Annotated in this window: 15 protein-coding genes; 14 read left to right on the forward strand and 1 reads right to left on the reverse strand. The window is 45.0% G+C overall.

What is annotated here, in order from left to right; translation table 11 throughout:
- Together P5G61_RS30305 and P5G61_RS30310 are read left to right on the forward strand one after the other, a co-directional pair.
- Positions 1-225, forward strand: a 225-nt coding sequence (locus P5G61_RS30305; protein WP_301249855.1) for a hypothetical protein, incomplete at its 5' end; no start/stop codon positions are given.
- A gap of 132 nt (positions 226-357) precedes the next feature.
- Positions 358-1,284, forward strand: coding sequence for a class I SAM-dependent methyltransferase (locus tag P5G61_RS30310; protein WP_301249856.1), 927 nt, complete (start codon positions 358-360; stop codon positions 1,282-1,284).
- A gap of 182 nt (positions 1,285-1,466) precedes the next feature.
- On the opposite strand, the gene P5G61_RS30315 is transcribed toward P5G61_RS30310, so the two are convergent.
- Complete coding sequence (locus tag P5G61_RS30315) at positions 1,467-3,824, reverse strand: helix-turn-helix domain-containing protein (RefSeq protein ID WP_301249857.1); 2,358 nt, start codon at positions 3,822-3,824, stop codon at positions 1,467-1,469.
- 521 nt (positions 3,825-4,345) lie between these two features.
- Between P5G61_RS30315 and P5G61_RS30320 the strand changes: the two genes are divergently transcribed.
- From P5G61_RS30320 to P5G61_RS30375, 12 genes are all read left to right on the forward strand, one after another.
- Positions 4,346-4,654 (forward strand): LiaF transmembrane domain-containing protein, encoded by a 309-nt coding sequence (locus P5G61_RS30320; protein ID WP_079348972.1) that lies wholly within the window; start codon positions 4,346-4,348, stop codon positions 4,652-4,654.
- A 34-nt stretch (positions 4,655-4,688) separates the two neighbouring features.
- The gene (locus P5G61_RS30325) at positions 4,689-5,360 is read left to right on the forward strand and encodes a PspA/IM30 family protein (protein ID WP_024634155.1); all 672 of its coding nucleotides are present in this window, start codon (positions 4,689-4,691) and stop codon (positions 5,358-5,360) included.
- 4 nt (positions 5,361-5,364) lie between these two features.
- A complete protein-coding gene (locus tag P5G61_RS30330; RefSeq protein WP_301249859.1) occupies positions 5,365-5,601 on the forward strand; it encodes a PspC domain-containing protein in 237 nt (78 codons plus the stop codon).
- Positions 5,602-5,618: 17 nt separating this feature from the next.
- A complete protein-coding gene (locus tag P5G61_RS30335) occupies positions 5,619-6,113 on the forward strand; it encodes a PspC domain-containing protein (protein WP_301249860.1) in 495 nt (164 codons plus the stop codon).
- A 1-nt stretch (position 6,114) separates the two neighbouring features.
- Positions 6,115-6,822: a PspA/IM30 family protein gene (locus tag P5G61_RS30340; RefSeq protein ID WP_024634152.1), complete on the forward strand. Its 708-nt coding sequence runs from the start codon at positions 6,115-6,117 to the stop codon at positions 6,820-6,822.
- Between the two features lie 149 nt (positions 6,823-6,971).
- Positions 6,972-7,619, forward strand: coding sequence for a cell wall-active antibiotics response protein LiaF (gene liaF, locus P5G61_RS30345; protein ID WP_024634151.1), 648 nt, complete (start codon positions 6,972-6,974; stop codon positions 7,617-7,619).
- Between the two features lie 33 nt (positions 7,620-7,652).
- On the forward strand, positions 7,653-8,768 hold the full coding sequence (locus P5G61_RS30350) for a sensor histidine kinase (RefSeq protein ID WP_301249863.1): 1,116 nt from the start codon (positions 7,653-7,655) through the stop codon (positions 8,766-8,768).
- Positions 8,710-9,378 (forward strand): response regulator transcription factor, encoded by a 669-nt coding sequence (locus P5G61_RS30355; protein ID WP_301249865.1) that lies wholly within the window; start codon positions 8,710-8,712, stop codon positions 9,376-9,378. Before P5G61_RS30350 ends, P5G61_RS30355 begins: the two co-directional genes overlap by 59 nt.
- A 243-nt stretch (positions 9,379-9,621) precedes the next feature.
- A complete protein-coding gene (locus P5G61_RS30360; RefSeq protein WP_301249867.1) occupies positions 9,622-10,359 on the forward strand; it encodes a YwmB family TATA-box binding protein in 738 nt (245 codons plus the stop codon).
- A 247-nt stretch (positions 10,360-10,606) separates the two neighbouring features.
- Complete coding sequence (zwf, locus tag P5G61_RS30365) at positions 10,607-12,157, forward strand: glucose-6-phosphate dehydrogenase (RefSeq protein ID WP_301249868.1); 1,551 nt, start codon at positions 10,607-10,609, stop codon at positions 12,155-12,157.
- A gap of 410 nt (positions 12,158-12,567) precedes the next feature.
- On the forward strand, positions 12,568-12,966 hold the full coding sequence (locus P5G61_RS30370; RefSeq protein WP_024634146.1) for a DoxX family protein: 399 nt from the start codon (positions 12,568-12,570) through the stop codon (positions 12,964-12,966).
- A gap of 358 nt (positions 12,967-13,324) precedes the next feature.
- Positions 13,325-14,908, forward strand: coding sequence for a peptide chain release factor 3 (locus P5G61_RS30375; RefSeq protein ID WP_301249870.1), 1,584 nt, complete (start codon positions 13,325-13,327; stop codon positions 14,906-14,908).
- Positions 14,909-15,025: the final 117 nt, after the last annotated feature.

Here is a 15,025-nt window from a genome sequence, read left to right on the forward strand (position 1 = left end):
GGCGTGGCGGAATGGCAGACGCGCTCGACTCAAAATCGAGTGGGAAACCGTGGAGGTTCGAGTCCTCTCGCCGGTATTCAAGCAAGTAAAAGCTCATTAGATGCAAAATCTAATGAGCTTTTTTATTTACAGATATTATTTGGATTATGGTTTGTAGAAGTAAAAGGAATTATTTTTGTTTATGTATTGACGCATAGCACTAATAAGTATATTGTAGACATGTAAAGTCTGTTAATTTATTTCGTTTAATTATGGATATTGAAGCTCCCTTAAATTCACATAAAGAAATGTTTAACCAAAAAGAAAATATTCTTTTTGAAATTTTATATTTTATATAAAGAAATGGAGTGAAGTAACATGTCCGAAGAAAAACAGGTATCTACGCATTCTGATATTTTATTTGATCTTTCTGTATGGGAAGAGGCGTGGAGAAATCAGTCCACAACTTCAAAATACAATATGAAAAACGCAGCGTTTTACGCGACAGAAGCATTTGAACAATGGGCCAGAGAATATCATCAACAGTCGTTTACTGAAAAGGGAAAGCAGCGAACCGACCGCATCATAGGCTGGATTGAAAATCAGGGAGTGGATTTTAACGGTTTATCGATATTAGATATTGGAGCAGCATCAGGCATCTTTACAATCCCTTTTGCAATCAAAGGAGCGACCGTTACAGCTGTAGAGCCATCAGAACTGCTCAATTCATTAATGAAAGATACGATTCCTCCCTCCTTGCAATCCAGTATAGATATTGTGTCAGAACGGTTTGAGGAAATTTCGATTCACGATAAGGGCTGGGAAAAGAAATATGACTTCGCATTTGCATCCATGTGCCCGGTCATGTCGGATTGGGAAACAATTGAACAAGCAATTAGCACTGCTCGAAAGTATGTTTATATCAGCACAATGGCTGGGCCAAAAGAAGACACATTAGTAGATGAGCTTAAAGAGGTACTGGGTGTCTATCCGTCCTACAGTCAGGGGGACATGGTTTATATACAACAGCTGCTGTACCTGAAAGACTATTCCTACACCACCTTGATTACTAAAGAAACAAGTTATTTTGAGATGTCTGTGGAAGAAGTCGTTGATAAGCTTCAGGAATGGCTAAGCACGCACGAATTGCCAACGGATGAAGGTTCACTTGCCCTAGCTGAGCAATATATCAGAGACACGTATAAAGAGGGAGTGGTTGCATTCTCACGCGGAGGGAAGTTCGGTAAAATCCTGATTCAATTGGAGCAACCGAATATGAAAGTGGTACGTACCAAAGACCAGTAAAATATTTGAGCAGTATATGTAATTCTTATTTATTACATTCAATAGTAGTTGCAAGGGAGCCGTTTTACAGGCTCCCTTTTGTATGATCATAAATAGAACAAATTTCTATGGCTAAATTATAGCAGTACATCTTTCATATTTAGATTAGATAATCCGTCATATTTCATCCTCAAAAGAGCTGCTTACTGCTTCATGGATACAATTGACTTCTGCTTACGTTCCCGGTATTGGCCGGGCGTGATCCCTTCCCATTTTCGAAAAGAACGGATAAAGTTCTGCGGGTTGTTATAACGAAGCCGTGCGGCGATATCCTTGACCGTTAACTCGCTTTCGTCGAGCCACTTTTTAGCCATAGTGAAGCGGTATTTCGTCAGATACTCACTGAATGCACAGCCTGTCTCCTTGCGGAACACACTACTTAGATAGTTCGCATTGTAGTGAAGTCTGGATGCACATTCCTCCAACGTTAGATCTTTATCGTATTCTTGTTGAATCATGGCAATCATTTTCTCGGATATGTGCTGATATTGGGCGTACTGTCTTTCCTTCAAGATGAGAATGATCGGTATGATGATATGTTCTGTGAACCATTGCTCAACCTCAGCTGCGTACTGTAGACCATGAAGTTCATTGAAAATAGACCCATGGCCTTTGGAGATCTGCCCTAGTCGTATACCGGATTCCTGCATCATCTTTAAAATATGTGTTAACAATCGGGTAAGGGCTATCTGATATTCTTCCGGTGTACATTCCAAGCCAAACAGCACTTCAAGCAACTGATGGAGATGAGAGAGGGCCAGGGTTTCATCGGCGTTTTGGATACTTTGAATCAGCGTATACTCCAGTGATTCGGGATAAGGCAGCGCCCAATGCGAAGTATGATTATCGATCGTCTCAAATTGAATGATGATGCCTGCCCCCAGCTTCATTCGATGTTTGAGCGCTTCAAGGGCCTCCGTATAAGCCTGCGGTATCTGAAATAGGGAGGTGTGGGGCTGACTAAAGCCAATGCTTACCTGAAGACTAAGGCTCTCACAGATCTGATGTTGGAGTTGTTCCGTTAACGTATACAGATGCTGTGAAAAACGAACATGATCTTGTTCAGCGGTACCGATGATTGTAACTACGGCCTGCTCATATACCACTGGAAGTAACTGTTGTTCCGCATGAATACTCTCCTCCAGTATATTCTGAACGGCAAACAGCAACAGATCACGATCCTTGGCATGATATTTGGTATGATTCACGAGATCGGCCTGGACTGCAATGACGGCTATTTGTTGCCACTCTTGAAGCTGCGAATCATAACCATTGTCTATGAGCATGTCATGAAGAGTGGACGGTGCAATTTTGCCCAGAACCAGGTTAATTAGAAAATGAGTGCGGATCTGCAGCTTATATTGATTCAATTTGTTTTCAAGCTGGGACTGGGATGCGGATAGCTGTGAAACGTCGGCTCTGATTTGCTCAAATTCATCCATATGAAGTGCAGACTTCATTTCAAGGCGATCTTTAGGTAAGCGTTTGTCACCAAGTTGTATAAGAAGTTTGCGAATCGGAATATGCATTTGTTTCGAACCAATCCATGAGAGCAGCACTGAAAGCACTAGCAAGGCAGCACTGATATATATGGTGTGTAACCCAATCCGAACATACTCGTGAGTTAGAATATTCGTAGGCGAAATGAGAATATATGTCCACCCTTTTAGAGCAGAATGCATATAGAACAGCGAGTAATGTGTGTCTGCAATACGTACCTCCCGTTGGCCTGAAGAGGCAGCAAATCCACGTATAGATAACAGCTCACTAAAATTGGTTCCCGATTCGCTATCTTTTATTCCAGCTGCAGCCACTGGCTGACCTATATATTTGGGATCGGGATGGACCATGATCCGTTGTTCACGATTCAAAATGATGAGTCCGGCGGCAGCGTTGTCTGGAGAATCCTCTTCCAGTGGTTTTTGCAGTGTACATGCAGGAATTCCCGCAATCAGGGCAGCATCAGAAGCATTTACATTGGGTATCGATCTAGCAAGTGCAATATGATAGATGCAGCCTGAATTCACTTGGCGCTCATTATTGGTAAAAACAGATGATGGTGTAAGCTGCCAACCGGATGTGAGCGTGTTCGATAACATGTCTTTCATGGGCAGAGCCATTGGAAAATCAGTATTCAGGTATAGGCCAGCATGATCGATAAGCCAGTCCTGGGCCTGATTTACGAGTGTAATATCCATTAGAGGCTCCCATGACCTCATATTCTTGAATTCAGTCTGTAACTTCTCGGCAAACAAAGGACCGGTGCCTTGTACCGACGAAGAGGAGGACAGAGAATGGAGCGTATCCGGTGACCGAACGGCCTGATCGAGCATATAGCTTACGGTTGCAAGTTTGTGCTCCACATTGGTTTGCATTTGGATTAACAGTTGTTTATTGGCTTGAGCACGATGCAGCTCCGTTTGTTTCGAAGAATAGATAAAAGCGGTGACTCCAGTCAACAGAATGGGCAGGGTACTTAACAGAATTCCGAAGACTATCATTTTATGTAGATAGCTGAATGATCGCACAGGTCCACTCCTGACTTTTGGATTAGTAACACTTCCTATTTTAGTAAACGCTTACATATAGAACAATCTAAATTTTGTTTATTTGGATAAAAAAGTAATAAAAATCTTTGGGAAGTAAGATGAGGAATAAGGTTCAAATATGTATTTCGGGTTTGTTTGACTTTTATGGAAGGTGTAATGGGAAACGTCAGTCGAGGAAGAACGTAGATAAGAGGTATAGACGTCATATTTATACGGGGTGAGACGGGTTCGAAGAAAGCTAATAAGAGATATCTAAGGCATTTATTCGGTACAGTAGTCGTTGGTCTGATCCAGGGACAGTCAAAGGTCCAACCTGGTCCCCGACCTGAGTCTAGGATGAAAAACCGTCCACGGTCTGTTTTGAAAAGTCGCAGTTTACCCTAGAATAAGGACATAAGGTTAAACAAGAAACAAACGAACTAACAAACACACAAATCAAAATTAATGAACCGAAAGGGTGGTGAACAATAATTATGAGATGGAATAAAGGAAATGGCTGGGCGATTGTACTGATCGCACTGGGTGCACTCCTCCTTTTCGGAAAGTTAACTCCTCTACTTGGACATTTAATGGGTTATCTCATTCCGATTCTGATGATTGCGCTTGGGTATTACGGAGTTAAACGAGGAAATGTACTGATTGGATGGATTGTTCTCTTCATCGGTATTCTCTCATTGCTGGGTAAACTAGCCTGGCTGATCGGACCGATCATCGCGATTGGGTTAATTATCTTCGGATTCTCCATGTTGAGTAATAATCGCAGTCGTCGTGGCCGTTACTAAGCTTTCACGATTATGAAAAGGAGGACAGAACAAAATGAGTGTATTTCGTCGAATGCGGGATATTACCGTAGCTAATTTGAATGAACATTTGGAGCAAAGTCAGGATCCAGTCAAACTGATTGATCAGTTTCTGGTCTCGACCCGCCAAGACATCGGTGAAGCCGAGAAGCTTCGTCATCAATATGCAACGCATACCAGACAAATGAAACAACAAGCGGATCAGGCAGCAGGTATGGTACACAAACGGGAAGAACAAGCGTCCATGGCTCTGAAAGCAGGCGAGGAGCATTTAGCTAAACTTGCTTTGCAGGAGAAAATCCTCCACGAGGAAAAAATGGAGCAATACAATGAATTGTATGCACAAAGCAATGCGGCCTTACAGGAGCTAGATGAACAGATCGACCAGCTGAAAGTGGAGTATCAGAATGTATACAGCAAGCGCCAATATTATTACGCTCGTATGCAGACGATCCAATTGCAGCAACGAATGAATCAGAGAGGTCATTACAACGGTCAGAATGTACCCCGTATGTTCAACCGGCTGGACGATCAGGTTTCTGATCTCGAATATGAGGCACAAAGTCTCCGGGATTTGCGGCGTATGAGTCAGGATGGGGCAGGAACGTCTGGCACTATGTCATCCTCTACGCTGGATAAAGAACTGGAGCGGCTGAAACAAAAGCTAAACAATGACAGAAAGGAGTAGACACATGAATAAACTTTACCGCTCATCGCGCAATCGTATGCTGACAGGTTTGATCGGCGGCATCTCTGAAAACCTTGGATTTAGTTCCACGCTGCTGCGTATCATTTTCTTCATCAGTATTTTCGCTACGGGGGGTACATCATTGCTGATCTACTTCATCGCTGCATTGGTAGTGCCAAAAGAATCCCGTCACGCTGATCCATACTCTTATGGTGCTGATCACGTAAGAGGATACAAGTAAACGAAAGGAGTAAGCACATGAGCAAATTATACCGCTCAACGCGTGACCGAATGATGACCGGCTTGATCGGCGGAATCTCTGAAGCAATCGGCATGGATTCCACGTTGCTACGGATCATCTTCGTCATCAGTATCTTCGTCACTGGCGGCACGTCGTTGTTAATCTACTTCATCGCAGCACTGGTGGTACCGAAAGAACCGTATCCACCTTATGATCCATACGGCCCGGGCCCCGGTCCTGGTAAAGGATACAACAACTATGATCATGAGCCGCCAAGAGGTCCTTTCCAAAACAACCGTAACCAAGGTCCTGGAAACTTCGGTCCGGGCCCAGGCTACAACAGCAGACCTCAGTCTGGCCCACGTTCTTACGACAATAACGCTTACGGAGCAGGGTCACAGCAAGAGAGTGAACTTGATTCCATGATGAAAGATATTGAGAAAAAAGCATTGAAAAAAGAAGTGGAAGAGCTTCGCCAAAAATTATCTCGTTACGAGAAGGGAGAAAAGTAAAATGGGAGTATTTAAACGGATTAAGGATATGACTAAAGCGTCGGTAAATGATATGTTGGATAAAGTGGAAGACCCGATTGTAATGTTGAACCAGTACTTGCGTGATATGGAGGCTGAAATTCATGAGGCAGAGGTAACCGTCGCCAAACAAATGGCGAACGAGCGTCGCATGAAACAACGTCTGGACGAAGCGGAGCGTACATCGGTACAACGTGAGTCTCAGGCAGAGGCTGCACTGGCTAATGGTCAGGAAGAAGTGGCACGTAAATTGCTGGAAGAGAAAATCTACTTCGATCAAAAAATCACGGAGTACAGAGAACTTCATGCACAGTCCGAAGCTCAAGCGAAAGATTTGCTGCAACAGCTGCATGACATGAAAGATGAGTTCTATAAAATGCGTAACAAACGTAATGAACTCGTATCCCGTGCACAAATGGCGAAAGCCAAAAAACAAATGTCTCAAATCAACAGCTTGCATTCCATTGAGAGTGGTGGCGCATCCCTTGGATTCCACCGCATGGAAGAGAAGATCATGCAAATGGAAGCAGAAGCTGATGTGATCCGCGCACCTTATCGTAATACACAATCTACGTACACCAATCCTGTAGATACTGAAAAGCAATTCAAAGTGGATCAACAACTGCAAGCTCTGAAAAACAAAATCGGCAATGGTGCCAAGAATGAAACGGGCGGTACTTCAAAAGAATAACTGTTCGCTCAGCAGACAATATGATATTCTATAAATCGTGAATAAAGAACGGTTTCTAGAACAAAGGTTAAGCCATACAGGTGTTCAATACCTGATATGGCTTTTCCGTCGAATTGGGAAGATTAACTTACAGAGGAGGTGCGGCAGAGATGAATAAGAAGGGTCAATGGCTTGCCGTTGTAATCATTGTCATCGGCATGCTCATGTTACTGAACCGAAATATTAACCTGCTAACCGTCGCCGCACTGATTCTGTTAACGATAGGTATGGTACAAGTTCGAAAGGGTGACACACACAAAGGCTATCGATGCCTGGGTATTGGAGCCGCTCTGCTGCTGCTCGATAATCTAATGATTGTGTTTTTGATGGTACTCGCTTCACTGGCCTATTTTTATTCCAAAAATAAAAAGATTCATCTGCATGGGAATGTCATGCGCAAACAAAATTTTATGGCTCGTTACTATTGGGATCAGACACCTTGGACATTGCGAAGCATGAGTCTATGGCATGCCTTGGGTGAAGTTAATGCCGATTTGTCCCTCTCCATTCCGGAAGAAAAACAAACGATTGTACTTTTGCAAGGTGTTATGGGAAATGTTCGTCTGACGCTGCCTGAAGATTATGGTGTTGAGATTGAGGCGACGGTACTTTTTGGGCGGATAAGTGTGAATGGAGAACAGGATAGTGGCATGATGAACAAATTGGTATGGAGAACTCCTGGATATGAGTCCAGTGAACATAAAGCAAAATTTGTCATTTCTTATATTGTTGGCGACCTAAACATCAGTAATCCGTAATAAGTTAAATAGGTGAAGAAGGAGGAGACCCGGATGAAGACAAAACGACATACCGACATGGTAACCCGAAGTATGGGTGAAGGGATCCTCCTTGTTTTCATTGTGCTCGTTGTAATCTTGTATGTATTGTATACATATGGTTATCTTGCCCCGTTTGCAGGGTGGAGGCATCTGATTCAATCGGGCCTGGCCTTGCTGCTGCTCTTGATCGGTATGGGTGCGGCCTTCGGATTCTATCAGAGTTATCGGGTCAAACGAAGGCTTGAACTGTTGCGAGAGACGCTGCTGCAATGGGAAAAGGGATCACTCTCACGTACTGTACCGGACCTCGGCATTGATGATGTAGGTCGATTAAGTGAGCAGCTTGGACGTATCGGTAAAAAGTGGGAAGATCAGGTCTCTTCTCTGCAAAGGCTGTCTACGAATAACGCGCAATTGGCTGAACAGGCCAGAATAACGGCCATTGTGGAGGAACGGCAACGGCTGGCACGAGAATTGCATGATGCGGTATCACAGCAGCTGTTCGCCATTTCCATGACGGCAACAGCGGTTGGACGGAAGATGGAAACGGATTTTGAACGTGCTAAGAGGCAAATCGCTTTGATTGAAGAGATGGCGTCCGTAGCCCAGTCCGAGATGCGTGCATTGCTGTTGCATCTGCGACCTGTCTATCTGGAGGGTAAGCATCTCGAACAAGGTCTGCGTGATCTGGTGATGGAGTTGAAAACAAAAGTACCTATGGATATCGTGCTCGAAATGGATGAGGACATTCATCTGATCAAAGGCATTGAGAATCATCTGTTCCGTATTATACAGGAAGCGATGTCCAATACATTACGGCATGCCAAAGCGGAGAAAATGGAAATCCGGCTTCAGCGCCGTACAGATGCGATTCGGGTACTCATTCGTGATGATGGTCAAGGCTTCGATCTGGATGAAAATAAGCAAGCTTCCTATGGTTTGACCAATATGCGTGAACGTGTAACTGAAATTGGCGGAGCCATTCAATTTGTAACGGCACCGGGCAAAGGAACACGAATTGAGATTACAATACCTTTGATGAACGATGAAAGCGAGGAAGAACATGTCAATGGAGATGGGAATAGAGACGGAAGCGGAAACGTCGATCAAAGTGTTGCTCGTGGATGATCATGAGATGGTACGCATTGGCCTCGCTGCGGTACTGGATACCGAAGATGGCATTGAAGTGGTGGGGGAAGCTGGCAGCGGTGAGGAAGGCATCCGACTGGCACAGGAGTATAAACCTGATGTAGTCCTGATGGATCTTGTGATGGAAGGAATGGACGGGATTGAAGCCACCCGGCAGCTGCTCAAAATGTATCCGGAATGCAAGGTCATTGTGCTGACCAGTTATTTGGATGATGAAAAAATGTATCCGGTCATTGAGGCAGGAGCCTTCAGCTATCTGCTGAAAACATCCAGAGCTAATGAGGTGGCAGATGCGATCCGTGCTGCAGCTCGGGGGCAGTCGGTTCTGGAATCACAAGTGGCTTCCAAAATGATGAATCGTTTCCGACAGCCACAGGCAGTCACACCTGCTCATGAGGAATTGACTGATCGGGAGATGGATGTACTTCGGTTGGTTGCCAAAGGTAAGTCAAATCAGGACATCGCAGATGATCTGATTATTGGAATCAAGACGGTCAAGTTCCATGTGACGAACATACTTGCCAAACTTGGCGTGGATGATCGTACACAGGCAGCCATTTATGCATATAAGAATGGACTTGCGGAGTAGGACGTGAAGTGCTCGTTTTAAGCATGCTTCATTGGATATTAGAGCAGTCCAGGGAACGAAGTGAACCGAGGGAAATCGCATGCGGAAGCGTTGTTCTACCCATGCTTAGTTATTAGAGGTCCGATCAGCCAGGAAAGAGGGTTGATGGGGCTTTTTTGTATGTCAAAAAGAAGTTTAGCAAATGAGGAATGGGGGCATGCTGTTGAAAGATTCATAGAATGCAAGAAAGAGCGGAGGATTCGAATGTTAAATCGATGGATGACGGCAGGCATACTGGCATTGGCAATCATTATACTTGTAGGCATGACTCATGTGTACGCTGAAAAGACGGAATCCGAAGCAGACAAGCTGGAGCAATTGATAAAGACCGCAGATAAAGCCATTGATCATGTGGAGCGTCTAGTCATCAAATGGCAAGGTGAAGGCCATGGAGACGCAAAGGAGCAAGCGGAACTGCTCGCTCACCGGCTGGGCTTGCAACAGCCTGAACGCGTTCTTCAGACAGGGCATGATGTGTATCGCAGTGAGCGGGTTGCTGATGCTCATCAGGCAGGTATTCTGGTCAATGTTGTCGTTACAGGGGAAAACGAATATTACGCTATCGTTCAGTTATCAGGCAATGAATATACAGATCAGCGTTTATTGACCGCATTACATGAACAGGTATCCCTGTTGCTTACAGACTCAGGAATGAAGGCAGCATGGAATTTCGCTGTACAGGGCACAGGGGTAACAGTAAGTGACGCCAGCGGTCAAGTGCAGCATATCGAGGAACAGTTGTCTGGAGATATGGACATGCGAGCGTTAGAACGTTATACAGATAACAGCACTGCCAGCGTATCTTATGAGGCATCCGATCTGCCCATAGCGATCAGGAGCGGTTCGCATCACTTGAACATGCAGCTGGCGGTACACCAGGATGATGAGCAAGGAATTAATCGAGTTACAGTAGGTTTCCCGGTAATCACGATTGAATATTAATACCATATTAAAGCGAATTTATAAGCTTGATCATGAATTTTTATAGATGAAATTTCCATGAATAGTGGAAAAATATTGATAACATTTCTCGGGAAAATTAGTGCAAGCCTGTGGGCTTTATGCTAAAATGGCATCACATCCAAGAAGGAAATTTGCTGGTAATTGACGGTTGTATGTTGCGTATATAACACCATTACATAGCTCGGGGAGAGTATGGAGATGTCTTCCCGGAAAGAAAGAGGAGCCCATGGTCGAAAAACAAATGCAAGATGAAGTGCAGACACCAGGTGCAGTATTTTTCATTTTTGGAGCAACGGGTGATTTGGCCCGCCGGAAGCTGTTTCCGGCGATTTACAGTCTCTACCGCGAAGGCAAGTTAGCCGAAGACTTTGCGGTTATTGGCGTAGCACGTCGTCCGAGGTCACCAGAAGAATTCCGGGAAGACATCTATGAATCCATTAAAGAGTTCTGTCGCTATCCAGCGGGGGAACCTGAGGAATGGAATGCTTTTGTCGAACATTTTGAGTATAAATCACTAGATATCAAGAACGTGGACGGATTCAAAGAATTGCGTGAGCAGACGGAGAGTCTGGAAGCGAAGTTTAATACACCGGGTAACCGCCTGTTCTATCTGGCGCTGGCACCTGAGTTGTTCGGCAGCGTCTCATATAGTTTACGTGATGGCGGAATGCTGGAGAGCCACGGATGGAATCGACTTGTGATTGAGAAACCATTTGGATATGATCTGCAATCTGCGGAGCATCTGAATGAGCAGATCCGTGAAGTGTTCCGTGAGGAAGAGATTTATCGGATTGACCACTATCTGGGCAAGGAAATGGTGCAGAATATCGAAGTGATACGCTTTGGAAATGCCTTTTTCGAGCCGCTTTGGAATAATAAACATATTGCCAATGTTCAGATTACCTTGGGTGAGACGGTCGGTGTGGAAGAGCGCGGTGGGTACTACGATCACTCGGGTGCATTGCGCGATATGGGACAGAACCATATGCTGCAGATGCTGACGATGATTGCTATGGAGCCACCAAGTCGTCTGTTCCCGGAGGATATTCGCGATGAGAAGGTTAAGGTACTGCGTTCTCTGCGTGCGTTTACCTCTAATGAAGAAGTGAGCACTAACGTTGTGCGTGGGCAGTATACCGAAGGGGAATATCGTGGGAAGCAGCTTCCCGGTTATCGTCAGGAGGACAAGGTTGATCCTGAATCCAATACGGAGACTTATTTTGCCGCACGTGTATTTGTGGATAATTTCCGCTGGGCAGGTGTGCCGTTCTATATTCGGACAGGCAAACGTCTGCCAGTGAAAACGACGGAGATCGTGGTTGAATTCAAATCCATGCCGAGCAACGTCTATCTAGGCAAAAAGTATAAGCTGGAGCCGAATTTGCTCGTGATTCGGGTAAATCCGATGGAAGGCATTTATATTAAAATCAATGCCAAGAAGCCGGGTTCAGATTCCGAGATTCAGCCGCTGGCGATGGACTTCTGTCAGAGCTGCATGATTGGAATCAACTCGCCGGAGGCGTATGAACGTTTGCTGCATGATGCGGCAGAAGGAGACTCCACTTATTTTACCCGTTGGGATGAAGTTGCTACGGCATGGTCCTTCGTTGACCGGATCGCGGCGGCTTGGGCAGAGAACCACGGAGAGCTGCACACGTATCCAGCAGGTACTTGGGGGCCGGAAGCGACTGGAAAACTGCTCGAGCAGGACGGGTTCCACTGGTGGCCGGTGAACGGTCAGGACGAGGACAGCGTCGTCTGGCAAGTGAATAATTAACTGCTGAGTGGAGTGACTTGTAATAAGTAATAGGGCATCAGGCGAGAGTAGTTCATCTGATTGGTAATTGGAGCTGTTCTGGTCTGCATAATTAAAGCTTGGGAAGGACGCGGATAAGCGAACTTTCCAGGCTTTTTTTGTGATGGAGAGATGAGAGTATAAAAAGGTTAAAATAATTAAAATTAAGTTGTTGACAAAAAGTAAGTATATAACTTATACTCAACCAAGAGATAAAGAAATTACGCAAAGACATACGAAACCCGATGAATCCATCGGCTAAGTACATCATTCATGAGATAAAGTGTGAACCAGGTGAAGGGGTTACGAACTACATCATGAAGAAAAAAATTTAGCATAATATCTTTAATCTAAGAATACTATTTTGTATATATTGAATGGAGGAAAAGAAAATGTTGGATGTAGGATTGTTGTTGATTCGTTTGGTGATTGGATTGTCGTTCATGGCGCACGGGGCTCAGAAACTGTTTGGATGGTTCGGAGGATACGGCATCAAGGGAACGGGTGGATGGTTTGAATCGATGGGGATGAAGCCCGGCGCATTGGTAGCACTGCTGGCAGGTTTGGCTGAATTCGGCGGTGGATTGCTGTTGGCTCTGGGTCTGCTTACACCGGTAGGTGGCATTCTGATTGCTCTGACTATGGTCATTGCCATTGTGAAGGTTCATGGTGCGAATGGATACTGGTCCACGCAAAACGGATTTGAATATAACCTCGCAATTCTGGTAATTGGTGTAGCACTGGCTTTGACAGGTGGAGGACAATACGCACTGGACGCATTAATTTTCTAAGAGTGAGAAGCGGAATGAATAATGAGTACCTGGATGCCATAATGATGGCGGAAGGGTGCTCTTTTTTTGCAATCGGAAAAGAGATGAATCTGCTGTACGTAATCGGTTATTTTCGGTAAAGATTATGGTACAATAGGAAAGTTGGATTATAATTCAGGTCTACGGCATGAATGAAAGCACAATGCTTAGGGAGGATGAACTCCGTTGTAAATGTGTAAAATTAACATAGGATGCTAAGTGCCTAGTGAGCGAAATGCGAAATGTACAATCAACCGGCATAGCCGGATTGCATAAAGATTGAATGGCAGACCGGCCTCGCCGGATTAACGTGAATGAACGGACGAAAGGGATAGAATCTATGAGCAAAGCTGCAGATAACATTCTTCAACAGGAAGTGGACAAACGCCGGACGTTTGCCATTATCTCTCACCCGGATGCGGGTAAAACGACATTGACCGAGAAACTGTTGCTGTTCGGGGGCGCGATTCGCCTTGCCGGTACAGTAAAAGCTCGGAAAGCAAGCAAACATGCAACAAGTGACTGGATGGAAATTGAGAAACAACGGGGGATCTCGGTAACATCTTCCGTTATGCAGTTTGATTACCTGGGTCATCGCATCAATATCTTGGATACACCGGGTCACCAAGACTTCAGTGAAGATACGTATCGTACACTGACGGCTGCCGATAGCGCGGTCATGTTGATTGACGTGGCAAAAGGCGTCGAGGCGCAAACGATCAAATTGTTCCAAGTTTGTGCGAAGCGCGGTATTCCGATCTTTACATTCATCAACAAGCTGGACCGTGAAGGACAAAGTCCATTTGATCTGATGGAAGAACTCGAAAACGTACTGGGTATTCGCTCTGTTCCAATGAACTGGCCGATTGGTACAGGTCGTGAGCTGTGTGGTGTGTATGACCGGATGAAAAGTCAAGTGGAGTTGTTCCAAGGGGACGATCACTCGACGATTAAAGTTCAAAAGGTAGAAGGTTATGAAGATCCGATCATTCGTGAGATGGCAGGAGATTATCTGCATGATCAACTGTGTCAGGACCTGGAGCTTCTGGATGTTGCAGGAGACCAGTTCGACATGGAGAAGGTACAGCGCGGTGAACTGACGCCTGTATTCTTTGGTAGTGCGATCAATAACTTCGGCGTGCAGACGTTCCTTGAGAACTTCCTGCAACTCGCACCGAAGCCGGAACCGCGTCGCAGTACAGCGGGTGAAATTGAGCCAACGAATGAGAAATTCAGCGGTTATGTATTCAAAATTCAGGCAAACATGAACCCGGCACACCGGGATCGTATCGCATTCCTGCGGATTGTATCCGGCAAGTTCCAACGCGGTATGAGCGTGAAGCATAATCGTGTGGGTAAAGAGATCAAACTATCGCAGCCACAGCAATTCCTGGCACAAGACCGGGATATTATCGAAGAGGCTTACGCAGGCGATATTATTGGTCTATTCGATCCGGGTATTTTCCGGATTGGCGATTCATTGAGCCAAGGCAGCGAGGTTATTTTTGACGAGCTGCCAACGTTTTCACCAGAGATTTTTGCCAAAGTTACGGTCAAAAATGCATTGAAGCATAAACAGTACCAAAAAGGGATTGACCAGTTGACCGAAGAAGGTACGATTCAGGTGTTCAACACGGTGAGCTTCGACGAGACATTGCTCGGCGTAGTGGGTCAGCTGCAATTCGAGGTATTTGAATACCGGATGAAAGGCGAGTATGGGGTAGATGTGCAGCTACAGCGCATGCCTTATCAATTCGCTCGCTGGATCGTGGACGAGAATCTGGACGCAAGTAAATTCCGAATCAACTCCGCTCTAGTGAAAGATAAAAAAGGGAACTATGTAGTTCTGTTCGAAAATGAATATGCGATGAGAACCGCAATGGACAAAAACCCTACTGCGAAATTCCTGGAGACAGCTCCATAAGCCAATTTTTCTACAATAATAAAAACAGCAGAAGAAAATGACCTAAATTCCTGATTCGAGGAGGTTAGGTCATTTTTGTCGTCCAATTAGCTCTATGTATTATTCAGGTTTCACGTC

The sequence above is a fragment of the Paenibacillus vandeheii genome (assembly GCF_030433635.1).
In the GTDB taxonomy this organism is placed as follows: Bacteria; Bacillota; Bacilli; order Paenibacillales; family Paenibacillaceae; genus Paenibacillus; species Paenibacillus vandeheii.